This window comes from Streptomyces sp. SAI-127 (assembly GCF_029894425.1).
Taxonomy (GTDB): Bacteria; Actinomycetota; Actinomycetes; order Streptomycetales; family Streptomycetaceae; genus Streptomyces.
Genome location: NZ_JARXYJ010000003.1, coordinates 129,740 through 153,908, shown reverse-complemented (window position 1 = coordinate 153,908; position 24,169 = coordinate 129,740). Strand labels below are relative to the sequence as shown.

Annotated in this window: 17 protein-coding genes and 1 pseudogene; 7 read left to right on the top strand and 11 right to left on the bottom strand. The window is 68.7% G+C overall.

What is annotated here, in order from left to right:
* Positions 1-432 precede the first annotated feature (432 nt).
* Complete coding sequence (locus M2157_RS47910; protein ID WP_280868621.1) at positions 433-2,595, top strand: SpoIIE family protein phosphatase; 2,163 nt, start codon at positions 433-435, stop codon at positions 2,593-2,595.
* 163 nt (positions 2,596-2,758) lie between these two features.
* On the opposite strand, the gene M2157_RS47905 is transcribed toward M2157_RS47910, so the two are convergent.
* The gene (locus M2157_RS47905) at positions 2,759-3,943 is read right to left on the bottom strand and encodes a type III polyketide synthase (protein WP_280868620.1); all 1,185 of its coding nucleotides are present in this window, start codon (positions 3,941-3,943) and stop codon (positions 2,759-2,761) included.
* Positions 3,944-4,694: 751 nt separating this feature from the next.
* Here M2157_RS47905 and M2157_RS47900 point away from each other — a divergent pair.
* The gene (locus M2157_RS47900; protein ID WP_280868619.1) at positions 4,695-4,820 is read left to right on the top strand and encodes a hypothetical protein; all 126 of its coding nucleotides are present in this window, start codon (positions 4,695-4,697) and stop codon (positions 4,818-4,820) included.
* 286 nt (positions 4,821-5,106) lie between these two features.
* Here M2157_RS47900 and M2157_RS47895 read toward each other — a convergent pair whose 3' ends face one another.
* Complete coding sequence (locus tag M2157_RS47895; protein WP_280868785.1) at positions 5,107-5,862, bottom strand: class I SAM-dependent methyltransferase; 756 nt, start codon at positions 5,860-5,862, stop codon at positions 5,107-5,109.
* A 253-nt stretch (positions 5,863-6,115) separates the two neighbouring features.
* Here M2157_RS47895 and M2157_RS47890 point away from each other — a divergent pair.
* Positions 6,116-7,223 (top strand): annotated as a pseudogene (locus tag M2157_RS47890) (IS256 family transposase); the annotation flags it as partial.
* An 88-nt stretch (positions 7,224-7,311) separates the two neighbouring features.
* Here the strand turns inward: M2157_RS47890 and M2157_RS47885 are convergent.
* The 4 genes from M2157_RS47885 to M2157_RS47870 form a co-directional block, all read right to left on the bottom strand.
* The gene (locus tag M2157_RS47885; protein ID WP_280859225.1) at positions 7,312-7,974 is read right to left on the bottom strand and encodes a hypothetical protein; all 663 of its coding nucleotides are present in this window, start codon (positions 7,972-7,974) and stop codon (positions 7,312-7,314) included.
* Between the two features lie 191 nt (positions 7,975-8,165).
* Positions 8,166-8,549, bottom strand: a complete 384-nt coding sequence (locus tag M2157_RS47880) for a Rid family detoxifying hydrolase (RefSeq protein WP_280859226.1) — start codon at positions 8,547-8,549, stop codon at positions 8,166-8,168.
* 30 nt (positions 8,550-8,579) lie between these two features.
* Positions 8,580-10,070: a carboxylesterase family protein gene (locus M2157_RS47875; protein ID WP_280859227.1), complete on the bottom strand. Its 1,491-nt coding sequence runs from the start codon at positions 10,068-10,070 to the stop codon at positions 8,580-8,582.
* Between the two features lie 23 nt (positions 10,071-10,093).
* Positions 10,094-11,008, bottom strand: a complete 915-nt coding sequence (locus tag M2157_RS47870; RefSeq protein WP_280859229.1) for an MBL fold metallo-hydrolase — start codon at positions 11,006-11,008, stop codon at positions 10,094-10,096.
* A 178-nt stretch (positions 11,009-11,186) separates the two neighbouring features.
* On the opposite strand from M2157_RS47870, the gene M2157_RS47865 reads away from it, so the two are divergent.
* Positions 11,187-13,976, top strand: a complete 2,790-nt coding sequence (locus tag M2157_RS47865; protein WP_280868618.1) for a helix-turn-helix transcriptional regulator — start codon at positions 11,187-11,189, stop codon at positions 13,974-13,976.
* 314 nt (positions 13,977-14,290) lie between these two features.
* Positions 14,291-16,003 carry an FUSC family protein gene (locus tag M2157_RS47860; protein ID WP_280868617.1) on the top strand — a complete coding sequence of 571 codons (1,713 nt, stop codon included), beginning with the start codon at positions 14,291-14,293 and terminating at the stop codon, positions 16,001-16,003.
* Positions 16,004-17,443: 1,440 nt separating this feature from the next.
* Here M2157_RS47860 and M2157_RS47855 read toward each other — a convergent pair.
* The 3 genes from M2157_RS47855 to M2157_RS47845 form a co-directional block, all read right to left on the bottom strand.
* Entirely contained in the window at positions 17,444-17,692 is a 249-nt protein-coding gene (locus tag M2157_RS47855; protein ID WP_280859232.1) for a hypothetical protein, read from the bottom strand.
* Positions 17,693-18,456: 764 nt separating this feature from the next.
* Entirely contained in the window at positions 18,457-19,326 is an 870-nt protein-coding gene (locus tag M2157_RS47850; RefSeq protein ID WP_280859233.1) for an alpha/beta hydrolase, read from the bottom strand.
* A 538-nt stretch (positions 19,327-19,864) separates the two neighbouring features.
* Positions 19,865-20,254, bottom strand: a complete 390-nt coding sequence (locus M2157_RS47845; RefSeq protein WP_280859234.1) for a RidA family protein — start codon at positions 20,252-20,254, stop codon at positions 19,865-19,867.
* A 72-nt stretch (positions 20,255-20,326) separates the two neighbouring features.
* Here M2157_RS47845 and M2157_RS47840 point away from each other — a divergent pair, with 72 nt between their 5' ends.
* A complete protein-coding gene (locus M2157_RS47840; RefSeq protein WP_280859235.1) occupies positions 20,327-21,253 on the top strand; it encodes a LysR family transcriptional regulator in 927 nt (308 codons plus the stop codon).
* 62 nt (positions 21,254-21,315) lie between these two features.
* Here the strand turns inward: M2157_RS47840 and M2157_RS47835 are convergent, their stop codons facing one another.
* Both M2157_RS47835 and M2157_RS47830 read right to left on the bottom strand, forming a co-directional pair.
* On the bottom strand, positions 21,316-21,960 hold the full coding sequence (locus M2157_RS47835; RefSeq protein WP_280859236.1) for a LysE family translocator: 645 nt from the start codon (positions 21,958-21,960) through the stop codon (positions 21,316-21,318).
* A gap of 710 nt (positions 21,961-22,670) precedes the next feature.
* On the bottom strand, positions 22,671-23,024 hold the full coding sequence (locus M2157_RS47830; protein ID WP_280859238.1) for a hypothetical protein: 354 nt from the start codon (positions 23,022-23,024) through the stop codon (positions 22,671-22,673).
* 138 nt (positions 23,025-23,162) lie between these two features.
* Here M2157_RS47830 and M2157_RS47825 point away from each other — a divergent pair, with 138 nt between their 5' ends.
* Positions 23,163-23,759, top strand: a complete 597-nt coding sequence (locus tag M2157_RS47825) for a replication-relaxation family protein (RefSeq protein WP_280859239.1) — start codon at positions 23,163-23,165, stop codon at positions 23,757-23,759.
* Positions 23,760-24,169 lie beyond the last annotated feature (410 nt).

The window sequence follows — 24,169 nt, the reverse complement described above, 5'->3', positions numbered from 1 at the left end:
CGGTTCCCTCCGAACGGGAACCAGACGTGCGGAGGCGTGGTCTGCTCGGGGCTGGGCGTCCTAAGGAAAGCAGACAGTTTGCTGCCGCGCGTCGGCGGCCGGGCACTGGCGCTCCATCCCCGAAACCCTCTACGACGACCGCGGACTGGCCTCGACGTCCGCCCGCCCCGCACCGAAGGTGCGCAGCCTCCATGCGACTCGGCTTCGACGACGTGCAGAGCGGCGACGACCATGGAACGACCGCGAGGGAACACCGGTCGTCGACTGGTCGTCGGCGGCCACCGCGTCACCGTGCGGCCCGCTGGTGTGGGCGAAGCGGCCCCTGGTGTTATTGAATGAGGTTTGCGGTCAAGAATCCCGGGACTCTGTCGCCCGGGTTCTGGTACGGCTCCGACGTGGTGCCGGGGTCGGCGAGCGAGCTGAGAGAGTCGCATGGACTCCACCCCACCCCCCTCGTCTGCGTCACCGTTCGACATGGTCAGCAGCGCTTTGGGGCAGTACATGCCAGTCGACGGAGCGGCAGCGGCCGCCGGATCCGCCGACCCGCAGGGGGACAACGCCGCCCGTCGAGACGTATCCGACAACCCGACCCCCGCCGCTCAGGAGCAAATCCTCGGCGCGGTCAATCTGGACCGGGATCTGAGAATCACCCGCGGCAATCTGGACGCCCCGGTCTTCGCGGGGGTGGAGGCCCTGGCCGGGAGCCCTTTCGTCGATCTCCTGCCTCCCTCGGACGTACCGACGGTCACCAGGCGCCTGCGGCAGGTCCTCGAGACCGGTGAGCCGCACGTCGCCCGGGTCCAGCGCCTGCGACGCGGCGACGGGTCGGAGCTGGTGGTCTCGATGAGCATCCTGGCCGCCGCGGCGCCTGAGGAGGGCCTGACCGTCTCACTGATCGCCATGGCCAGGAGGCTGCACCTGTACGCCGCCGAGACCGCGATCGGCACCTCGTTGGACATCGGCGAGACCGCGCAGTCGCTGGCGGAGTCCCTGCTGGCCTGGGGTGACGTGACCGCCATCGACCTCGACTTCGCCGTGTGGACGGGTGAGGCGGTCACCGAGCAGGCGCAGGGGCGCCTCCGGCTGCGGCGGGCGGCCCTGGTGCCGGACCGGGCGTGGCCCGACGGCTACGTGACCCCGGGCAACGATCTTCCCGGCGATGCGAGTCGACTGCTGTCGCAGGCCATACGACGTGACGATGCCGCGCAGGCCATCGTCATACCCGACCGAAAAGCGATCGAACGGGTGCTCGACAGTCCTCGGCTGGTACGTGCGCTGGTGCCCGGCGACCAGGCGGCGGCCGTGGTGTGCATACCGCTGGTCCTGGACGGCACGCCGCCCGTCGTCCTGGGTGTCGCGGAGGTCTGGCGGCGGGCGGACCGCCCCTTCGCGGACAGCGAGCTCTTCGACCTGCAGGAACTGGTGGCCAGGACCTCCCACCACGTGGACCTGGCCCGTCAGCACCAGCGCGAGCACACACAGGTACTGGCCTTGCAGCGCCGACTGCTGCCACGGTCCGGCGGCGACACCATCCAGACGGCCAGCGTCTACCAGCCCGCCACCCCCGACAGCGCGGGTGTCGGCGGCGACTGGGTGAACAGCTTTCCGCTGCCGGACGGCCGTACCGCGCTGGTGGTCGGAGACGTCGTCGGGCACGGGCTGGGCGCCGCGGCGACCATGGGACAGCTGAGCATGGAGGCCCGCGCGCTGCTGTCAGCGGGGCTGGCGCCCGACGAGGTGCTGGAGCACTTGGACGAGACCGTGTCGCTGCTGGACGACGCGGATTCCGGGCTGGCGGCCGGTTACAGCGCCCTCGGGTCGACCTGCTGCATCGCCGTGTACGATCCGGTCAGCCACCACGTGGCGGTGGCCAGCGCCGGCCACCTCCCCCCGGTCCTGGTACCCCTGGACGGACCTGCCGGCCTGGTCGCGATACGCCCCCACCCCGGACTGGGCGCCGAGTTCGCGCTGCGGGAGCCGTACGACGTGCACGCGTTCTGTGCGCCCCCGGGCTCGCTGCTCGCCCTCTACACCGACGGCCTGGTGGAGGATCCCGCCCTGTCGATCGACGAGGGCATCGACAGGCTGACGGACGCCGTGTCCTCGGTGCACCCGTGGGACGCCCTGGACCAGGCCGCACGGCGCGTGGTCTCGGCGGTCGCGCCGACGCGTCGGCGCGACGACGTGACTCTGCTGATCGCCCGCATGATCGGTTACCGCAAGGAAGACACCGCGACGTGGCGTCTACCCGCCCGCGGCGACGCGGCCGCCCGGGCCCGCACACTGGTCTCCGAGCTGCTGGGGCAGTGGAGCGCCAGAGAACACACCAGGGACAGCGTGCTGCTGGTGGTCGACGAACTGGTCGCCAACGCGGTCCGCTTCGCCGGCGGACCCATCACGGTACGGCTGATCAGGACCGGCCACGGGCTGCTGTGCGAGGTGGGCGACACCGGCAACGGCAGGCCGCGGCTGGGCCCGGGCGGGCTCCTCGACGACGCCGGCCGTGGCCTGCACGTAGTGCATGGGCTCACCACCCGGTGGGGGGTGCGGTGGACGGACACCGGGAAGGTGGTGTGGGCTTCCGTCGAGCGGTGACGGTGTGTCGGCTCGGCGGTGATGAGGCGTCAGCGTGCTGGTGGCGAGGCTCCGGCCGGGTGGTGACGGGGCTTCGGCCGGGTGGTGACGGGGCGCTGGCCGGGCGGCGCGGGAGCTGTTCGTCAGGCGGCGCCACCGGCGTTACGAGGGGCGCGAGTCCGCACTACAGCCACTCCCCTTCCAGGGCGGTGGCAGTGAGGCCCGGGGCAGCCGCGTACAGGACGGCACGGCTGCCCGCCTTCTGCCCGGCGTCGTACGCCCTCCGCATGATGTCGAACACGGCTGCGCCTCCGCGGTTGCCGCTGGTGTAGCTGTCCCGGCTGTAGCGCAGGAGCCCCGACGGCCACCCGTCGGGCATCGTCTCCTCCATGTACTCCAGCACACGCGTCCCGCCGGGGTGGGCGAGCAGAACGTCGGGGTGCCAGGAGCCGGGGTCGTCCTGGTATCGGAGGCGCAACCACTCCCACATCGCGGTGACCGTCTCCTGCACGGCGCGCGGCCCGCGCCGGTCCATCACGAAGTGAGTGCCGTCCTCCCGTGTCTCCAGGCGGTGCAGGTCCTGGGTGCCGGGCAGAGTGTGGTGCCAGGCGGTGTCCAGCCGCAGCGTCGACTCGGGCCTCGGGCGGCCCGTGACCACCGTGGCGACCGCAGTGTCCGCGAACAGCAACCGGACGATCAGGGATTCCAGAGTGTCGTCCGCGGGCTGGTAGGTCGTGCTCAGTGCCTCCGCGATCACGACCAGGACCACCCGGTCGGGGTCCGCGGCCACGAGATCCGCCGCCAGCGCCAGGGAGCGGGTCCCGGCTATGCACGCCCACTGCGTGGCCGGCAGCAGCAGCACGTCGCGCCGGAGCGGGAGTCTGTTGGCGAGGGAGACGTCCAGCCCCGGCAGCGCCGGGGTGGTGGAGTGACTGGTGATCAGACAGTCGACGTCCGCGGCGTCCAGCCCGGCGATCTGCAGGGCCCCGCGCGCCGCACGCTCACCGTAGGACTGCACTGCCGACCAGGCCGGCGCAGTGCGTTCCTGGACGGTCTGCGGCGCGGGTATCGCCTCAAGGGCAGCGATCACGCGATCCACGTCCTGTTCGGTGAACCCGTCACCGGCCAGCGCCTCTCGGGCCGGCCCGATGCCGGCGGCCGGCAGGCCGCTTCCGCTGCCGGGCGCGACGGCGGCCTCCAACGGCAGCATCCAGCCACGGGTTTCGATGCCCGTACTGGCCGCGATGCCGTCGATCCGCGGCGCCCACGCCGCGTTCGGGTGCTGACCGCGCACTTCGTCCACAATCTGACTGGTCCGCACGGCGTGCTTGCCGTGTATCACGGCAGGCGGGCACAGGTAAGCGGCCATGATTGGCGCCTTTCTAAAGAGAACGAGATGAATTGTCACGGGCGCTGTGCCATAGATCACTTGTGAGCTATTCATCCAAGTGCATGACAGTGCGCTCCGGTTAGGGATTCCATGTCCGTTTCGAGCATGGATGCCACAGGGGCGTTTGCGCTGTGATCTGGGCAACTTGGGAGGTTCTGCGACGCGTGACACGGCGCACACTGCTGCAGAGGGGCCGACGCGGTGCCGCGCCGGCCTGACATGCCACCGGTGGACCTCGCCATCGCCGCCACCTCGGCTCACCACGGCATGGCTGTCCTCCACGACGAGGAGCCGGTGGTGCCGATCCGTAGGGTCCCACCCCCTGGGCGCGGTGTCCCGGGTCCTGAAACGCGGTTGTACGAGTTCGTCGAGCCCAGGGTGCCCCTGGTACGGAACGCGAGGAGCGGGGCGAGAAGTACGTCGAACTCATGGGCCGGGGAAGGGCCCCGGCAGCGGTCGCGGTCCCAACCAGACCTGCGCGAGCCCGCCCGCGACCTGCCGACCGACGACCACCGGCACGGGGCCGCGGCCAGAACTGGGCCGCCCGGTCCCGCTTCGGTCAGGCATGGCCCAGGGACGTGACCCTTGCGAAGTCCGGGCCGCCGGCCCGGGGTTCGCATTGTGACGAGGATCGAACTCGCGCTCTCAGTTCGGGATGCTACGGCGCTTGGATGAGCGCCTTATCTCTGACGGTGTCAAGCTGGATGTGCTCAGTAAAGGAGCACCCCCGATGCCGCCTGGCCAGTCGGAGGTCGAGTTGTACGCCGCGCTGCGGCGCGACTCCCGCGATGGCATGTCGAACCGGGCGTTGCAGTGCAAGTACGGCGTCACCTGGAGCACGGTCAACAAGGCCTGACCTCGGCTTGGCCGCAGCCACGCACGACAACCGCTTCGGCGCGGCCGTGGAAGCTGGATCCGTTCACGCTGCTGATCGACGAGATCCTGCTCATTGATCTGGACGCGACCAGGAAACAGCGCCACACCGTCACCCCGGATCTACCGCCGTCTGATCGACGAGCACTCCTCGTCCGAGGCGTTGCGTTGCGTTGCGTTGCGTTGACCACTTGAACCCGCACCGATGAGAGGGCGCAAGCGTCCTGCGAGCAACCGCGCGGTCCGGCCAGGGACTGAGAGTCCGGTGTTCATACCTTGCTCGCGACCACCATGTAGTTCTCGGCCTCAAGATCGAACGTACTCAGTTCCGTTTGGAGTCCGACCCGGTGCAGCTCGACTTCGAGTTCCTCGTACCGGTAGGGCCAGCAGGACAGCAGTTCCGAGCGGACAAGAACCAACCCGGTCTCATCAACTTGCGCGATCGCAATCTCGATGTGGTGCTCCTCCTCCCAATGCGGCGCAATCTCCCAGCGGTAGACCACGACGGCATCGCGACCGTTCCGGCGGACGAGTCGGTCACTGATCTCCAGCCGGGAACCTCTGGCCCTCACGAGTTCCCAAGTGCGGGATGTGAGTACCAAGCGCCCGCCGGGGCGCAGAAGCCGTGACATCGACTCCAGAGCAGCACCCCTGCCTGTCGCGCCCGCGGCATGGTGAAGCGAGTTGCCAACGCAGAACACCATGTCGAACGTGTTGTCCTGGAAATGGTCGGGCAACTCTTCCCAGTTCGCCCGTACGGCCCGGACGGATGCCCCGAAATCCTCAGACAACTCTGCAGTCCGACGAACCATCGCCTCGCTGGCGTCAGTTGCGACAACCTGCATGCCACGACCGGCGAGGCCAACCGCCAACTGTCCGGTTCCGCACGAACAGTCGAGGACGTGAGCGTTCGACGGCAGGAGATTGAGGACGTCGTCGAACGACGCAGCGAACTCGGCTGGAGGCAACTTTGCATCCGAGATGAGCCATTCGTACACCTCGGCAAGCACGTCATAGCCTGTCACAACCACTACCTCCGTCACGCGGCAGACTCACGGTAGGACGTCAGTCCATCAGCGGAGCAAGCCGGGCACCAATGGTTTTCGCAAGGGTGGCTCTGACGGTGTTTGTGGGAGGGTAAATCTAACGGCGGATCCGACGATCAGGGGAGAGACGTCAAGTGACTGATACCGCCGTGGAGTTGGAGACCGTGGAACCTGTCGAGAGTGCCCAGTTGGGGCAGCCTGCCCCGTGTCCGACGAGCAACTGGTAGCAATGCTGGTGGAGCGGGCCCGGTCGGAGGGGCTGCAGCTGACCGGGCAGGGCGGGCTGCTGCAGCAGCTGACCAAGCGGGTCTTGGTATCTGCCCTGGCAGGTGAGATCACCGACCACCTCGGTTATGAGAAGTATGATCCGGCAGGGAAGAACAACGGCGACAGCCGTAACGGCATCCGCGCCAAGACCGTGCTGACCGACGTTGGACCGGTAGAGGTGAAGGTGCCTCGCGACACTGCCGGCAGCTTCGAACCGCAGATCGTCAAGAAGCGGCAGCGGCTCCTCACCGGCGTCGACGAGATGGTGCTGTCGTTGTCCGCGAAGGGCCTTACCCACGGGGAGATATCGGCTCATCTCGCGAGGTGTACGGCGGCGAAGTGTCCAAACAGACCGTCTCCGCCATCACCGACAAGGTCATGGAAGGCATGGCCGAATGGCAGAGCCGTCCCCTCGACCGCGTCTACCCCGTCCTGTTCGTGGACGCCATCAACGTCAAGATCAGGGACGGGCAGGTCGCGAACCGTCCGGTCTATGTCGTCATGGCGGTGACCACCGAAGGGCCGGGACATCCTGGGGATCTGGGCCGGTACAGCGGCGAGGGTGCAAAGTACTGGCTGCATGTGTTCACCGAGCTGAAGAACCGCTGCCTGGACGACGTGCTGATGCTGGTCTGCGACGGGCTCAAGGGCCTTCCTGAGGCCGTGGAGGCCGTCTGGCCTCGCACAATTGTCCAGACGCGTGTGTGGTTCACCTGCTGCGCAACTCGTTCCGATACGCCGCCCGCCAGGACTGGGACAAGGTCGCCAAGGCCCTCAAGCCCGTCTACACCGCGCCCAGTGAGGACGCCGCGACGGAACGGTTCCTGGTGTTCCAGGAGACGTGGGGCCGGAAGTATCCGGCGATCGAGAGCGTCAACGCCCGCATCCGCAGGGCCGTCCGCGCCCGCGGACACTTCCCCAACGAGGCCGCCGCCCTCAAGTGCATCTACATGGCGCTGATGAGCCTGGACCCGACGGGGAAGGGCCGCAAGAGGTGGACCATGCGATGGAAGGCACCCCTGAACGCGTTCCAGATCGCCTTCGAGGGCCGCCTGACCCCGAGCAACAACTGACCACTCAACAACCAAGATCAGCCGTTAAGTTGACACACCCACAGGGCGCGGTGTGGGTGCGGCGCAGGTCCACGTGCCGACTGGCTGCTCACAGGCCACATCTCCCGGTGGCAAGTGCCGTGATCGCGCACTCGGCGGCGTGCCGTGCCGCGAGCGCGGAGGGGAAGGGCCCACAGCCGTGGGAGGCACGGTCGGCCGGCCCGGTCGCGATCCGCCACTGCCAGACGGTGCGTGCGGCAGGGAGCCCGGGGTGGTTCCAGACGGGCTCGGCGGCCGAGGACGCGTTCTGCACCGTCTGGATCAGTAGGCCGTATGCCATCCCGTCGATCACCGCGGTGGCGTACCACTCGCTGTTGTCGTCGGCAGTCCAGTCCAGGGGTGTCGGGGTCGACTCCGACACTTCCAGAAGGGCATCCGCGAAGTCGGCCAGGCTCCGGTACAGCGCGGCGCGTACCGCATCGGCGTGGTGTCGGCCCCAGTGGCACGGGGGCCGTTCGGCGATCTCCTCCGCGAGAGTGTGCGCGGCGAGTTCGTCCAGAAGGTCTCTGTTCCCGAGCCGTCCCTCCGCCAGGGTCGCGGCAGCGCCCCACGTGAGATCGTCCCGGGTAAGGGCGGTGCCGCGGGCCAGCTCCCACAGGTCGGATGATCCGAGGTCGTCGACCGTGCGGCGGATGCAGAGGGCTTCCGCATCCGCCTGGGGCGGGACTTGGACGTTCAAGAGGCCCGCGTGCACGTCTGTGGCCGCGCTCACATCGCCTGGCTGCAGCGCGCCCAGCGGCGAGGACCCCACTGCTTGGAGCACCTGCCGGTGGACGCGACGTACGGGATGGGGCCCGCAGGAGGACGCCGGTCGTCCGGCGAGTGCGCACAGGGCGTCCAGCAGTTGCGCCGGCGGAACCCTCAGGCTGGTGCACGCCCTCGTCAGACGACCGGCCATCGTCGTCAGTCGTCCAGCACTGCCAGGGCATCGACCTCCACGAGCAGTCCCGGCGGAAGCTGCATGTAGACGGTGGTGCGGGCGGGGAAGGGCTCGCCGACGGCTGCCGCGTACGCCCTGTTCATCTCGGCCAGGTGGGCGGGATCGGTGAGGTACACGCGGAGCATCACGACGTCCTCCAGGCCCGCACCGCCCGCCTTGAGTACGGCGGTGACATTGCGCAGGGTCTGCTCGGTCTGCTCGGCGACCGTGGACCCGACGACCTCGCCCGTGTCCGGATCGAGCGGGAGCTGCCCGGAGACCTGCAGGACGGGGCCCTTGCGGATGCCTTGGGACAGCGGGGCTGCGAGGGCGGGTGCGTTCTCGGTGGTGATGACGGTTCTGGTCATGGTGTGTCCTTGGGAATGGTGGCCGGAGGGTCAGCGCCAGGCCTGTCGTTCCTGGCTGCGGGGGTCGTCGACCTGGGTCCACTCGGCGTCGATGCGCATCGTGGCCCGGCGCTCGTCGTCGTACGCGTCCCAGCCGGGGTTGCCGGTCCTGGCGAACCGGACCCAGGTGGCGTGCATACGGGCGGCGAGATCCGCGGGGGGCTTGTCGGGGCCGAGCAGGGCGGATGGGCCGTGCAACTGGGGGAGGTGCGCGAGATCGAAGACGAAGGGCAGCTCGACGGCGTGGGTGGCGCCGAGCTCTTCGTCCAGAGCGTGGGAGCGCCAGGCGAACTCGTAGGCGTAGGTGGCGGACTCGGGGTGGGCGGTATGTGCGTCGGTCAGGGCCCAGCTGCCCGCGCCGAACAGTGCGTCGCCCATGATGGCGGAGCGCAGCTCGCCGAAGGACGCATCGGGGCGTGCCTTCCGGTACGTCTCGACGAGTCGCGCCGGCTTCGGGTGCGCGCGCGCCGCCGCGTCGTCGACGTCCCCGGCGGTCGAGGTGGCGTACTTGTCCACGGGGACCAGGTAGAGGTTTCCCTCCTCGGTGTTGGTCCCGATGAGCAGGTCGACGTCCGCGCCGAGGCCGGCGGCGACGGATTGGGCGGGCTGCGTGTCGAGGACCAGGCTGAAGGGGCTGAGTCCGATCAGCGGATCGTGGTGCGTCCCGGTCTGCAGGTCGATGCCCGCGAGCCGGGAGGCGGCCTCGACCAGGCGGTCGTCGGAGATCTCCGCGAAGGCGTCGACAGTGGGCTCGATGCCCAGGGCCTCGGCCGCCGCCTGAGTGACGCGGGCGGCCTGCTCGGTGGTGAACGCCCCCAGGCCGCTGCCGCTTTGGACGATCGCCCGGCGGAAGAGGCCTGCGGCTTCGGGGGTGGCGAGGACGCCGCCGACGATGGTCGCCCCGGCCGACTGACCGAAGAGGGTGACGTTGTGCGGGTCACCGCCGAAGGCGGCGATGTTCTCCCGCACCCAGCCCAGTGCGGCGACGACGTCGAGCAGGCCGCGGTTGGCGGGCGCGCCGGGGATGTCGAGGAACCCGGCGATGCCGAGCCGGTAGTTGAGGGTGACGAGGACGACGCCGTCGCGGGCGAAGGCGGAGCCGTCGTACAGCGCGGACCGCGTCGATCCGGCGACGAATCCGCCGCCGTGGACGAACACCATGACGGGCAGGTCGCCGCCAGAGGCGGCGGGCGTCCAGACGTTGACGGTGAGGTGGTCCTCGCCGCGGCTCCAACCGGTGCCGAAGTAGGGGGACATGTCCACGCTGCCGAGCTTGCGCTCGGACTGCGGCGCGTTGGGCCCCGGCACGGTGGCGTCCCGTACGCCGTCCCACGGTTCGTGCGGCTGCGGCGGCTCGAACCGGCCGGCACCGCGGGGCGGGGCGGCGTAGGGGATGTTGAGGAAAGCGGTGGTGTCACCCTGGCGCAGGCCGCGGACGGCTCCTTGCGCCGTGGTCACGATGGGGTCGGTGTGGTAGCTCATGTCTCGCTGTCTTTCCGCAGGACTCAGGCCTGCTCGGTGTACGGGGCGAAGGGGGCCCAGCCCGTGATGGCGAACTTGTCTCCCTCGCGTGCCACTTCGGCGGCACCGTGGCCGCCCAGGTGCGCGGGGATCACGAGTGCGTTGTTGTCGGCCGCCCAGCCCAGCACCTTGCGGCGGGTGGCGCGGGCGGCCGCGGGGTCCTCGCAGAAGCAGCTGTTGGAGTCGGGCTCGAGGATCTGCACGGGGCTGTGCAGCATGTCGCCGACGAACACCGCGCGGTCCGTCCCGGAGGTGAGGGTCAGTACGGAGGAGCCGGGGGTGTGTCCGGGAGCCGCGTCGAGGCGGAGGTCGGCGTCGATCTGGTGGCTGTTTTCCCACAGCAGCGTCTGGCCGGCCTGGTGCACCGGGGCCACGCTGTCCTCGAAGACGTTCTGGTTGCCGCGGCCGAGCAGTGGCTTGTGGTCGTTCTCGGGATTCCAGAAGTCGAAGTCGTCCTTCGGCATCAGATAGGTGGCGTTGGGAAAAGTGGGTATCCACTGTCGGCCGTTCAGGTACGTGTTCCAGCCGACGTGATCGATGTGGAGATGTGTGTTGATCACGATGTCCACGTCCTCGGGCGCGACGCCGGCGCGCGCGAGATTGGCCAGGAAGCCTGTTTCGCGGCGGTTCCAGACCGGCGCGTACGGGCGGTCCTTGTGGTTGCCCACGCCGGTGTCGACGAGGATGGTCTTGCCTCCGCTGCGCAGCAGCCAGGTCTGGATCGCGGAATTGACGATATTGGTCTCGGAATCGAGGAAATGCGGGGTCAGCCAGGATGCGCCGTCGTTCCACACTTCCTTCGGACTTTCGGGGAAGAAGGTGTCGGGCGTCATTTCGACGGAACCGAAGTACTCCCATACCCGTGTGATGGTGACGTTGCCGAGCGTGATCTGTTCCATGGGGCGTCCTTGGGGATGTGGAGGCTTTCCTGGAACCGTACGAGCGGCCTCGGCGCGCGCGGTATCCGTAACGTGACTGCACCTGCGCGCATGGCCCGGGCACTGGGCCCGGCCGCTTGTATTCTGGCGGGCCAGGGCAAGGTGACTCCGATCGAAAGCCGCGATTCCGGGAGACTCCGTGGACGAGCACACAGGCGACCGCGGTGCGGTCATGGGACCGGAGCCGGATCCGGGAGAGCTGATCGTCGGCCGGGACGCGGAATTGGCACGTCTCTTTCGTGCGGTGGACTCGGTGTCGGCCGACCCGGTGCTGATGCTGGTCGGTGACATGGGCACGGGGAAGAGCGCGCTGCTGGAGCACGCGGTGCACCGAGCTGAAGCCGGCGGCGCTCGCGTACTGCGGGCCGAGGGGAGCGAGTCGGAGTCGAGCCTGGCGTTCTCCGCACTGCATCAGTTGCTGCGTCCGGTGCCGGCCGAGGTGGACGCACTGCCAGGGAGGCAGCGCGCGGCGCTGCAGGACGCCTTCGGCGAGGGGTCGGCCACGGCGGGACGCGATCTCATGCTGGTCGGGGTCGCCGTCCTGAGCCTGTTGTCAGGCCTGGGCGACCACCATCCCGTGCTCGTGGTGCTGGACGATGCGCAGTGGTTCGATCGTGCTTCTCTGGATGCGCTGTCCTTCGTTGCCAGACGGTTGGAAGGTGAACCGGTCACCATGCTGATCGGTGCCCGTGGCGGCGATCACCTTCCGGGATTCGACCGTCATGTGCCGATGCTCACCCTGGGACCGCTCGACAACGCTGCGGCCAATCAGCTGCTGGACCTGCAGCCGAAGAGTCCCACCGGGCACACCAGGTCGCGGATCCTCGACCAGGCAGGCGGCAACCCGCTGGCGCTGGTGGAACTGACGAGGACAGCCTCAGCACAGGACACGGCTGCGGGGCTGCCGTCTGCGGGTCCGCTTCCGCTCACCGATCACCTGGAGCGGATCTTCGCCGCTCGCCTGAACAGTCTCCCCGCCTCCACCATGCGGGCTCTGCTGCTCCTGGCCGCCATGGACAGCGCCGACTCCGCGATCGCCGTCTCGGCGGGGCTGCCGCGCGCCGAGGACGCGGCCTGGCTGCCGGCCGGGCAGGCCGGGCTGGTCCGGCGGACCGGCCGGGACGTCCGGTTCCGCCACCCACTGGCCCGGTCCGCCGTGTATCACGCCGCGTCCTTGGGCGCCCAGCGCGAGGCTCACGTCGCGCTCGCCGAGATGCTGCGGGACGAACCGGACCGGCGTGCCTGGCATCTTGCCGCCGCCTGCCCGCACCCGGACGCGGCCGCGTCGGCGGAGCTGGAGCGGACCGCCGGCCGGGCCCGCCGCCGCGGTGGCCATGCGGCGGCGGCCCAGGCCCTGCAGCGCGCCGCGGAACTCGCCCCGCAGCGCGAGGACAGTGCCCGGCTGCTGGTCGAAGCCGCCGCGGCGGCCGTGTTCACCGGAGACATGGCCTGGGTCGAGGAACTGGTCGCCGCGGCACGCGCGCGCACGGATGACGCAACCCTGCTGGCCTCCGCCGCCGTGCAGGCCGGACGGCTGGCGGTCCTGACCGTGCGCCACACCGTGGTCTTCTCCCGACTGGCCGACGCGGCCGAGCAGTTGGCGGCCTCCCAGCCCGCCGCCGGGCTGGACCTCGTGGCCGGCGCCGCCGTGGTCCGCTTCTACTCCGGAGAGGACACCCAGCGCCACCGCATCCAGGACGTCCTGCGCCGCCTTCCCGAGAACGCCTCACACGCAGGTTTGCGCACCTGGGTGAGGGCCGTGTCGGACCCCTTCGACGACCGGTCCCAACTCGTCCGCCTGCTCCCCCAGTTGGCCGTCGAGGCGGACGCCCGGCCGGAGCGGCTCACCGCCGTCGGGATCATGGCGTGGCTCCTGGACGAGACCCCACAGGCCGTCCGCGCCTTCGACGAGGCCTTCGACCGCTGGGAGCTGCAGGGAGCGCTGCCCGAGGGTCTGGGCGGCGCGGTCGCCTGGGCCTACCTGGAGCGAGGACGGTGGGAACAGGCCCGTGAGGCCTGCGCCCGCACCACCGCAGTCGGCCGGGCGGCCGGCCTCGACCACGCCGTGGCCTGTGCGGCCACCGTGGACGCCACCCTGTTGGCCTTCCAGGGCGATGCGTCCTCGGCCCGAACCCGGGCCGAGGACGCGCTCACTCTGATCGATCCGCTGGAAAGCCGCTCGGTCTACGTTTATGCCCGTCGTGCGCTCGGTGCCGCGGCAGCCGCAGAAGGCGCCTACGAGACCGCGTACGGCCAACTCCGCATGGTCTTCACGGCAGACGGCGCGCCCGTGCACTACCACGCCTCCTACCCGGCCCTCGCGGATCTGGCCGCCGCCGCTGTGCGCTGCGGCCGCCATGAGGAGGCTGCCCTGATCGTCGAGCGCTCGGCATCTGCGCTGGCGGACAACGCTTCACCTCGTCTGCGTGCGCTGATCAGCCGAGCCCGTGGCCTGCTGGCGGACCCCGACGACGCCGAACCGCACTTCCGGGCGGCTCTGGCGGATCCGGCACTGGAGTACTGGCCCTTCGAACGCGCACAGACCCTGCTCGACCTCGCAGAGTGGCTGCGGCGCCGTCGGCGCATCGCAAAGGCGCGTGGGCCGCTCACCGAGGCCCTGGAGACCTTCCGGCGCCTGGGCGCACGCCCGTGGATCGAGCGCGCCCGGGCTGAATCGCGCGCCGCCGGCCTCGACGTCACAGATGCGGCCCCCGACGCGCTCGCCGAACTCTCCCCTCAACAACAGCAGATCATCCGGCTCGCCGCCCGCGGGCTGACCAACCGAGAGATCGGCGAAAAGCTCTTCCTCTCCCCGCGCACGGTCAGCTCGCACCTCTACCGCAGCTTCCCCAAGCTGGGCATCACCGCCCGATCCCAGCTGCGCGACCTCATCGAGGGCACCCTCGCGACGGCCGGCCACCAGGAATAAGGGCGCCCCGGGCCGTGGAAGCAGTCACCTGACGCATACCGCGCGCCATCCCGCCGGATCAGACTGGCCACACGAGCGAGGAAGCAGTAACCGGCCAGGCGACCCCTTCGCCCTGGTACCCGGAGGCCCCCACTTGTCCCCAAGGCCTTGCGAAACGCGGGCCCCAGGCCAGTGATCCCGGGCTGCACGCGGCCCCGCTCGTCGGGGCCGGACGGGAGCGGCCGACCACGACGAAGGAAGGGAAATCCACGGTGGCTGCGAGAACAGCGTCGCTACGGGACCGGGTTGCCGCAGCCGACCCGGGGCTGCTGCGTTTGACCGCCGGGCTGCGTGCCGTCCTCGGCCTCACCCTCACCCTGGCCGCGCTGACGGTATGGGATCAGCCCTCGGTCGTACTACTGGCCGGCGGTTTCACGGCGGTGGTCACCTCGTTGGCGAGCAGCGACCTGCACCCCCGCAACCAGTTCCTCACTCTGCTCGCCGGGGCTCCCGTGACCCTGGCCGCCTTGACGGCCGGGGGCCTGCTGGCGCCTTTCCCCTTCGCGTCCCACCTGGCCTTCCTACCGCTGATCTTCACCGCGGTATATGCGCGCCGCTTCGGACGACGGGGCCTGGACCTCGGGATCTTCGCCTTCATGGCCTACTTCCTGTCCCAGTTCGCCCGGATTCAGCCCCACCAACTCCCGCAATTGACTGGGGCGTTGGCCGTCGCCTTCGCGGCAGCCGCAGTCACTCGCTTCTGCCTGGTGCCCACGACGTCCTACGGAATCCTGAGGCGCCTGAGGGCGGCATTCAACCAACGGCTTCGTGATGCACAGCAGGCCACGTCAGATCTACTCGCCGACGGCGGAGCCGGCGTCCGCAGAGTCGAACGACGTCTCGACCGGCTGCACACCTCCGCGCTGCTGCTTCAGCAATTCCTGTACGAGGCTCCCGTCGGGCTGCTCCGCGACACGGCGGCGGAGCTGGAGCGGACGGCACGTGCGGACGCGACCGCACAACGCCTCGGCGTACTCGCGATCCGTGCAGCGGAGGATTCGACCTTGTCCTCCGCCAGCACGATGAGGGAGGCGGAGACGGCGGACTTGACCGACCGGACAGAGCGCGACCGTATGGCGCTGCGTCCAGGGGCAGCCCAGCCTTCAGGCCCGTGGCGGCATACGACGCGGCAGGCGTTCCAGGTGACCGCCGCGGCGGCGCTCGCCGTACTCGGTGGACATCTTCTCTCCCCGCACCTGTGGTACTGGGCCGTGGCCACGGCATGGGTCGTCTTCATCAATGCCGAGCACACCGGGGACGTCCTGCTGCAGAGCGGTCGGCGGCTGACCGGCACCGTCGCCGGGGTGCCGTTCGGATATGGCCTCGCCGCCCTGGCCGACGGGCACACCACTTTGGCCCTGGCCTTTCTCCTCGCCTGCATCTTCGGGATGTTCTACACCCCCTCCGGCAGCTACTGGGCGGTGACCTTCTTCATCACCGGCTCGCTCAGCATGGTCCTCGCAGTCATGCATACGCTCTCCCCGCAGCTGCTCGCGCTTCGCGTCCAGGAGACCGTTCTGGGGGCCGGGTGCGGGATTCTGGCAGCCGCGCTGGTCGTCCCCACGACTGTCCGCACGGTCGCCGAAATGCGTCTGAGGGAGCTACTTTCCCTTCTCGACCACCTCGTGCGCTGCGCGCCGCAGACCGGCGTCCCGAAGCCCGCACTCGATGCACGTGATCTTGATCAAGCGCTGGAGGCCTTCCGCACTGCCTGCCGTCCCCTGGTGCATCCACTCAATCCCCGCCGCGCCGAGCGCGCCCGGGTCCGCCGTGTTCTCGAACGCGTGGAAGCCACCTCCTTCCACGCGCGAAGCCTCGCCACCGAGACCGGACGCGCACGAGACGCAGCAGCGTGGCCCGCGTCTCAGCACTCGTCAACAGCTCGGCAGAACCGAACGAACCAAGCCATCTTGCCCCGCAGCCCTGTACTCCCTGCCCATGCATCGCCCGACCTGACAGCTGATAGCAGCCACAACTCGTGCGCGTAGCCCTACCTGTGCGCCGCTCAGGACTTTGCGAACCTGTGCGCTTCAGGTCGTCGGTGACTCGATGATCGAGACCGCGATCTGCGATCCGGATGCGAGCACAGGCCCGGATGCAGGTGCGAACGCAACGCCGAGTGCTTGAACGGGGTACTGGATCGGGTGAGTTGGCCGGTGCGGAGGGCTGCAGGCCGATCACCCGGTGCTTGAGCACGTCTTCCGCGTCCGCCAGAGCCGCCCGCACCCGCTCCAGCTCGGCCTCGAGTCCTTCCACCCGCACAGCCTCGTCCTCCTGCCGCGCTTCCAGGACCGCCCGCATCGACGGCATCCGCCGCCCCCAGGACATCTCGGCCAGCAACGAGCCGAGACTTCCGCGACAGCCGCGATCTCATGACGGACCAGCAAAGTCGCACACGAGGTTCGGAAAAGAGAACGACCTTCAAAGTCGCGGAGCCGACCGGCCCCAGCCACGATGGTTCTCGTCCTCATGCCCTTGATCGGGCCTGCGGGAGCTCGACATGCCCAGGCCGACACCGCAAAAGATCAGCAAGAAGCCCACGATCGGTCCAGCGAGTGAGGCAAGGGAGTGCCAGTGGGAGGTGGGCATCCCGATGGTGATCCCAAGGCCTACCGTCACCTGACCACCGCCGTACAGCCGTGGGGACGCAATGCGGCTCCGCATCCACGGCAGCAACCATCCACAAAAGATGGCCGCCATGCCCGGCAGGACGGTGACAGCCCAGACGACCGCGAGAGCAACCCATTGAAATGCATCCATAGCGAACGCGCCCCCACCGGTACCTGTGCGACTGCGCCGCAATGCATTGATGTTGCCAGGTCACCGGCGCGCCGGGAAGGCGGGGGCCAGGGTGTTGGCGCAGCCTTTAGATCGAGCCGGCCCACAGACGGCCCAGTGAGGCACAGACGGTCCTTGCGCAGCACCGTGATCGCGGTGTGGAGCAGCACATCACAGGGGTGCAGGTCGGTCAGGGCGTAGTACCAGCCCTGGCGTTCCTCCCAGTCCAGCCTGATGCCGCCTCCTCCTTCGGTGCGGGAAACGTCCCAGGCAAGTGTCATGTAGGTGGTCATGCCGCGCTCGATGCCGTGGTGGCTGGCCCGTACGGTTCCCGGCGGAATGCCGAGGGTGTTCTTTTGAGATGTTGACCAGCAACGGAAAAGCGAACTTGTAGGTCTTTCCGACTTACGCGTGAGGGAATCCCAGGGTACCGAGCGCCGGGGGTCCTGCTGCCTTCAGGGCGTTGCCCATTGCTGGTGACGCGATCGCGCAGGAGCCGAGGATGGTAGCGGCCAGGATTGCCGCCACCACTCGGCAAGTACGAGTAAAACGTACCGGGAAAGCCATACAGCGTTCCCTTGGCGTAGGCATCTGAGCAGCGTCCGGGCCGCCCCGGAGCCTTCCGGGGCGCTTTGGGGCGGGGATAGCGGTCACAACGGGCGTTCATGTCCCGGCCGCCATCCGACTGACAAGCCCCAGTGGATTCCGGCGCTGGCCGTGACCGCGATGAGGACGTGTTGCTTGCTTCTGTCCAGCCCGATCTCGTTGTAGGTCGTTGTGGGTGTGGTCGTGCAGGGGATGGTGTAGGTGGTCAATTTCCCGACCATGATGATCGTCTTTCCCTCGCCGGCGCATTCGGTTGCCACGGCGATGGTCCCTGCCTTGATGCTTGGGATCACTGTCACCTCTTCCGACCCTGTTCGGTCGGCCAGGCGAACGAGAGTTCTGGTCGAGCCGGAGATGTCCGGTGGAGTTTTTGTCACATCGATGAGCGCAGTCGGATGGGACGGGGGCCCGGAAGCGTTCGGGACGTTTTTGAGTTCCGGTCGTCATGCGTGGTACAGCCCGCTACAAGGGGAATGCTCGCAGTCAGGACAATCACCCCTACAACGCGTACCTTTGTCAGCTTCGCCATGTGTACCAGCCGACGTTGTAGGGCGTGTAGGAGATGATTGTCGAAGTCGCGGAGCGCGTGCAGTTGTGTCTGGCATGTTGGGCAAGCAACATAGGATCCCCCATATGACGGATGAGGACGTGCCACGAAAAAAGGCAAAAAACGCCGAAACCACGACGACCTTAATGATCATTTCCGCAAATATTCCACGGCGGTCTCTCCAAATATGCGCAAAGGATTATTCAATCGGGCAATGTTGCTTACTGTGGACGTCCTGGATTCGGGCACACCCGACATCCCCGGGATTCGCTGATCCGCCTGGCGCCGCCGCGGAGCAGCGCGCCACTCCACGCCCTGAAGGCTGCTGTCCAACGGGCCAGCAGCCGTCGGTCGATCAGGATTGGCGGCCGCATCCATTGCGCACCCCCGATCCCGGTATCGGCGTACGCCCGAACGTCCCCAGGCAGGTACCAACCGCGCGTGCCCAGCTCTCATGGTGCTCGAGGCCAGAGCACCCGGGGTGGAAAAGCTACTCGGTCAGCGGTTGGCTTACGAGGCGCCGTCAAGGACCTGGCGCAGCCGATGCGCGAACTCGTCCGGCTTCCCCGCATATCCGAACTCTCCGTCCAAGAACCCGCCGTGATGGCTCGGGAACACGGTCACCCGCTGTCCGAGCAGTTCAGCCGTCGCAACGGAGGTGCGTCCGGTCAGCACGTCTTCGGACTCCTCGCCCACAGCGATCACGACGCGGGTCGGCGCAGCGGCGATCGCGTCGGCATCCGGCCGATAGCTGCTGACCGCCCATGACCGGTCGGACAGTAGCGGATCGTCACGTGAGCCGTCATCCTCCGTGGGCATCCCGAACGCGGCGGGATCGGCCTCTGGCTGTGCGAAGTACGCGTCGGTGAACTCTCCCTTCCACGAGGTCATCGCCACGAACGCAGCCATTCCGGCCCCCCATCCCCGCTTCTCGTAGGCCTCCCGGACTCCGGCCCGCGCCCGCACGGCCGCCGGGCCGTCCAGCGTGAGGGTGATGAGCGGCGGCTCGTGCGCGACCAGGGTGGTCACGTCTGCGGGATACTTCGCCACGACCGCGAGCGCGGTGACTGCTCCCCCACTGCTGCCGAACATCTCAACCGGCCCCGCCCCGAGCGCCTCGATGACGGCGTGCACGTCGTCGGCCTGGGTCTGCGGCGTGTGGTCGACCCGTCCATCCTTACGGGTGCTGCGACCGAGGCCGCGCGGGTCATAGGTGGCCACGGTCCGCTCGGGGAAGCGCGCGGCGAGCGCGGCGAAGCCAGTAGCGTCCATGGGCTGCCCGATCATGAACAACGGCGGGCGTCCATCTGCGGTCGGCAGCGGCCCGCGAACGTCATAGACGAGGTCCGCGCCGGCTGTCTCGAGTGTGTGAGTCTCCATACCTGTGCAGACCGGCCCCGTCCCCGAGACTCATCGGCGCGGCGGGCGTCGCTCCGCGATGGGGCCGCGCTCCCACCTCGGAGCGCGCCTCCGCCCGATGATGGGAGGGCTATCGGGAGATCCGGTGCCGCGGCGGCCGACGAACTGGGCACGTTCATCCGCACCCGGCTGGGTACTTCCGTGCGAACGCCGACAACAGTAGGAACATTCGGGCGAAGCGGTCCCCCTGGAGGAGGTGGCGCGTGCCTCTGGGCTGCCCCCGAAGAGACCTCTGGGCTGCTTCACGACCTGGTCACCGTGCACGGCCTCGCAACGGGACTGACTGGCCGGATCCGACAGCCCGGACACAAGGCCCCGGTTCAAGGTCAGGCTCGGATTGTGAGCCCACCCGGCTGACGTTCACCGGAGCCGCGCCACCGTCCGCCCGGCAGTCCGCCGCCGGACGGCAGTGGTTTGAGCCGGCATTCGGCACGCGTCAGATCGCCCCACCCGATCCCGGACACGGTGCCCCCCTTCACCCAAATCGCATCACGAGCGGTTACGCGGTGACCCGCCGGGCGTACACCTCGATCTCGATCTTCATGCGGGGGTCGGCGAGGCCGCACATGAGCATGGTGGCGGCCGGCCGGACCCCTCCGAACGTGCGTCGTAGCACCGGCCAGCAGGGCTCGAAGTCCGCCCGGTCGGGCAGCAGGTAGCGCACCCGCACCACGTCAGCAAAGGTGCATTTCGCTTCGGTCAGGGCGACCTCGATGTTGCGCAGGCACTGCTCCGCCTGCTCCACCACGTCGTCGGAGATCGTCATGGTGGTGTAGTCGAATCCGGTCGTCCCGGACACATGAACCCAGTCGCCGTCGACCACAGCGCGGGCATAGCCGATGTGTTCCTCGAACGTCGAGCCGCTGAGTATTGAACGTCGCTCCGTCATGCGCCGAACGCTAAGTGACCAGCACCGATACGTCTAATACGCCCTCATGCATGGAGTGATATCTCTAAGCGTATGGAGCGCCCTGAACTTCCCCTGCCGCAACTGCACGCCTTCGTCGTTCTTGCCGAGGAACTCCACTTCGGCCACGCCGCTACCCGCTTGGGCATCGCCCAGCCGCCGCTGAGCCAGCAGATCCGCCGTCTGGAGGACAAGGTCGGCTACGCGCTGTTCAGCCGCGAACCGGGGCGCGTCGGACTCACCCCGGCCGGCCGGGAGCTTCTCCCCGCCGCCCGGCATGCCCTGACCGACCTCGCGGACGGCCTGACCGCAGCTCGCCAGGTCGGTGGCGGCAGGGCCGGCCGCCTGCGGATCGGCTTCGCCGCCTCCGTCGCCCTCACTGTCCTCCCTGGCCTGCTGCGAACCTTCCGGGGGCGATTTCCCGCAGTGGACCTGGACATTCGGGAGATGACCACCACACCTCAACTGGCTGCTCTGCGCGAAGGGTCGATCGACATCGGCCTGTTGCGCGAGCCGCCTCCCCATGACGCGGAACTCGGATTCGAGACCGTACTGGACGAACCGTTCGTGGCCGTCCTGCCCTCCTCGCACCCACTCGCGACACAGCGAGCCGTCAGAGTCGAGCAGTTGGTGAACTGCCCCTTTGTGCTGTTGCCTCGCACCGTCGGCCCTTCGCTGTACGACCAGATCACCAACTTGTGCATCGCGGCAGGCTTCACACCTCAGGTGACTCAGCACGCCGTGGAATGGCAGACCGTCTGCGCCCTGGTGGAAACCGGCCTGGGCGTCTCACTGGCCCCGGAGAGCATCCGCCGTATCCGCCTCAAAGGCGTTGCCTTCCGTAGGATCGAGCCCAACGCCGCGCGGACACGAGTCGCCGTCGCTTGGCGCAAGAGTGACTCAAACCCCCTGGTCTCACGCCTCCGGGCGGCTTTCGACCAAGATCCGCCGGACGGGCCCAGGCGGCGGCCGAACCAGTGAACCTGAAATCACGTCACGCCGCCGCCTTACCAACTGGTCAGCTGCCCCGCGCAGCGGAGGCCTCACGTGGAGACAGCAGTGCGGGACAGGGCGGTGCGCAACGCGAAGACGCTGAGCAGGCCGCCTGCTGTGAACCGCTGGGCGGCCATGGCGCGGGGCCGGGCGGCCAGGAACCCCGACACCCGCGCTGCGCCCAGCACGATCAGAGCGTTCACGGCGATGCCCACGACGATCTGCACACCACCGAGCTGGAGGAGTTGCCCCCAGGCCGGACCTGCTTGCGGGTCCAGGAACTGCGGCAGTAGCGCGGCATACAGGAGAGCGATCTTGGGGTTGAGCAGGTTGGTCAGCAGCCCCATCGAGAACAGGCGGGCGTCGGAGACCGGAGTCAGGTCATGGGCCGGGGCGAAGGGCGAGCGCCCGCCGGGCTTGAGCATGCCCCAGGCCAGGTAAGCCAGGTAGGCGGCCCCGGCAAGCTTGACCACCGTGAATGCCACCGGCACAGCGGCGAACAACGCAGACAGGCCCGCAGCCGCGGCCAGCAGATAGCACACGAATCCCACAGCGGTCCCACTGAGGCTGACCAGGCCCGCCCTGCGGCCTTGGGCGATCGCGCGAGAGGCGAGGTGGATCATGTTCGGTCCCGGGGTCAGCGCCATGCCCAGCTCGACCAGGGCCACTCCTCCCACTGCGGACAGGGTGATCACCGGTCAACCTCCAGGTCATTCGTCGGGCACCTGGTATCGGAAAGGGGTCACCCGGTCGCCACGGACGGATACGACGCATGAGCGGCACCCGCCTCACCCACTGCAGCATACGGCCCTGCCGCTCGGTACCTTCATGCGCCCCCGGCCCGTTCCTGGCCCGGCCTCTGCCGACTTCTACGCAAGGTGCAATGCTCCACCACCCTCACCCAGAAGATCGGCGAGCAGCTGCGCCGCGTCGCCACCGCACCTGCCGGAAACCGGCATCCGGATGGACTACGACACGTTCCCTGAACCGCGTCGCCCAGCCCGCGAGCGAGGACAAAGCCAAGGCCGCCCGACGGGGGGCAGCGGCCGGACCGGCGCGCTCACGGCGCCAGCACGGGGCATCGACGCCGGTCTCGCTACGCCGTTGGCAGCTGCGGCTGCCCTGCGTGCTGTCCGCCCAGCAGTTCCGCCGCTTGCTGCTGGGTGCGCTCAGCAGCCTGCTGGGCCTCCGCCACGACATCACCTCGTTCACGCACCAAGTCCGCATAGATCGGTACGGGGTCGCCTTCGCCGACGGTAGGTGTCACCGCACTGCTCCTTTCGCTGGTTGGGCTCCGGGCCGCGCAGCGGCCGTCTTCCGGGAGCCTTTCATCAGCCGCGCCCGGTGAGTGAGGATCCCGTCCGTTTTCTGCTGGTGCCGGTCTTCGATGGTTACCGACATTCCGTCAGACCCGGTTGAATCTGGCAGCGATGTCGTGGCCGAGAAGCAGATATATGACAGCCGGCAAGCCATAATTGAGGACAACACGCAGACCCTCTGTGTCCATGGTGAAAATGTCCTGTGCCCATCCGGACAGCCAGTCCGCCGTTCCGCGCACGAACTCGACGAATGAATTCGGCTGGTTCGCATCGAGCAGGTAGAGCACGATCCACAGGCCGAGCAAACCGGCCGCGATGTCAGCGATTGTGCAGATCACAAGGGCTGTCCGCCGTGCAGCGGCCTGGTTGCGCGCAGAGCGGCCGCGCTCTGGGGGCCGGTCGTACGTCTGGTATCCGGTAACCGGGTCGGTGCTGTTCACGTGCAATCCAATCTGACGCGTGTTCCGTCGGCAGGGGCGCCCGGGCCCTGAACGCAGCCTGGACCGTGACCCACCACTGCCTTGTTCTGCGTCTTGCACGCGCCGCCGTGTTACATCGCCGTCTGTGGCGGCCCAAATATGGCGGCCTATGGGCACTTTCCGACATGTTCGCCTGCAAGGCACATATACGGACGGCACTGCTTTACTGGTCGCCCTCTTTCTGGACCGTGCCCGCATGTAAGGCCACTCCGCGATCCCCCGGCTTCGTATGGTGCGCGACTCTCCTGCGAGTGGCCCGCGTTGCGCGGGCGCCGGCCCCCGCGGGCAGCATCCGATCCGACCGCCGTACGCCCCAGGGTGGGCCACGCCCTGACGGTGATCGAGACCGCGCTTGCCTTCCTCCAGGACGCGCGCCGACGCGGCGACCTGGGCCGGCCACTGGACTGGATGACCGAGGTCCACCACCCGATCGGCAACGGCGAGGCCGTCATCCCCGACGCCCTCCTCTACTACCAGCGCGGCCCGGTCGGCAGTGATGGCGGGCCGATGCTGCGGGCATTCGTGGAAGTCGACCGCGCCACAATGGGCCCGGAACGGCTCGCCACCAAGCTGACCTCCTACGCCCGCCTCCACTCCTACGTGCCAGGGGCCCCGGGCCGCCGACCCACCCTCCAGAACCCGGCGATCGTTGGACAGTGCACCCCCCGAGCCGGGCCCCGGAGACGTCATAGCTGATCCCCTGGGCCCGTGGCATGTTCGGCCGGGTCAGTCCTCCTCCCCCGCCGCCTGGTGCTGCGACTTGGGGTTGTTATGCCTGGGCGGGGGCGGGGCCGGGGGCGAACAGGAGGGCGTGCAGGGAGCGGGCGGGGGGCCACAACTTCGAGCCAGCCGTCACCGTCGGCCAGGCAATACGGGATGGACCGGTACTGCTGCCACTTCCAGCTCACCCAACAGCGGGCCTCTTCGAGGCGCCCAGCCATGCGGCTGGGTGTTGGCAAGCGGTAGCCGGAGAGTTCCACGTCGCTGAGGTCGACGTCCTGGTCCTGGAGGTGCTGCAGGGCGGCGAGCGCGGCGCGGCGCAGGGGGCTGTGGTCCACCCAGCGGGTCTGCAGGTCGTAGGCGATCTCTGTATCGGCGGGTTCGGC

Coding starts and splice junctions, on each gene's coding strand:
- M2157_RS47910 (WP_280868621.1), top strand. CDS start 433: ATGGACTCCACCCCACCCCCCTCGTCTGCGTCACCGTTCGACATGGTC.
- M2157_RS47905 (WP_280868620.1), bottom strand. CDS start 3,943: ATGGCCGCTTACCTGTGCCCGCCTGCCGTGATACACGGCAAGCACGCC.
- M2157_RS47900 (WP_280868619.1), top strand. CDS start 4,695: ATGCCGCCTGGCCAGTCGGAGGTCGAGTTGTACGCCGCGCTGCGGCGC.
- M2157_RS47880 (WP_280859226.1), bottom strand. CDS start 8,549: ATGACCAGAACCGTCATCACCACCGAGAACGCACCCGCCCTCGCAGCC.
- M2157_RS47875 (WP_280859227.1), bottom strand. CDS start 10,070: ATGAGCTACCACACCGACCCCATCGTGACCACGGCGCAAGGAGCCGTC.
- M2157_RS47870 (WP_280859229.1), bottom strand. CDS start 11,008: ATGGAACAGATCACGCTCGGCAACGTCACCATCACACGGGTATGGGAG.
- M2157_RS47850 (WP_280859233.1), bottom strand. CDS start 19,326: ATGGAGACTCACACACTCGAGACAGCCGGCGCGGACCTCGTCTATGAC.
- M2157_RS47845 (WP_280859234.1), bottom strand. CDS start 20,254: ATGACGGAGCGACGTTCAATACTCAGCGGCTCGACGTTCGAGGAACAC.
- M2157_RS47840 (WP_280859235.1), top strand. CDS start 20,327: ATGGAGCGCCCTGAACTTCCCCTGCCGCAACTGCACGCCTTCGTCGTT.
- M2157_RS47825 (WP_280859239.1), top strand. CDS start 23,163: ATGGCGGCCTATGGGCACTTTCCGACATGTTCGCCTGCAAGGCACATA.